We start from the raw sequence: 256 nt of genomic DNA on the forward strand, positions 1-256 counted from the left end.
GAAGTCGAATTTACCCTGCCGCAGGCAACGATGAAGCGTCTGATTGAAGCGACCCAGTTTTCTATGGCGCATCAGGACGTTCGCTATTACTTAAATGGTATGCTGTTTGAAACCGAAGGTGAAGAACTGCGCACCGTGGCAACCGACGGCCACCGTCTGGCGGTCTGTTCAATGCCAATTGGTCAATCTTTGCCAAGCCATTCGGTGATCGTACCGCGTAAAGGCGTGATTGAACTGATGCGTATGCTCGACGGCG

At 52.3% G+C, this 256-nt stretch carries 1 protein-coding gene; it reads left to right on the forward strand.

Translation table 11 applies throughout. The annotated features are described in order from the left end of the window. Positions 1-256: DNA polymerase III subunit beta family protein (locus FN960_RS24390; RefSeq protein ID WP_498034107.1), on the forward strand; the 256-nt coding region annotated here is incomplete at both ends.

This window comes from Alkalicoccobacillus porphyridii, from assembly GCF_007293315.1.
GTDB classification, from domain to species: Bacteria; Bacillota; Bacilli; order Bacillales; family Bacillaceae_D; genus Alkalicoccobacillus; species Alkalicoccobacillus porphyridii.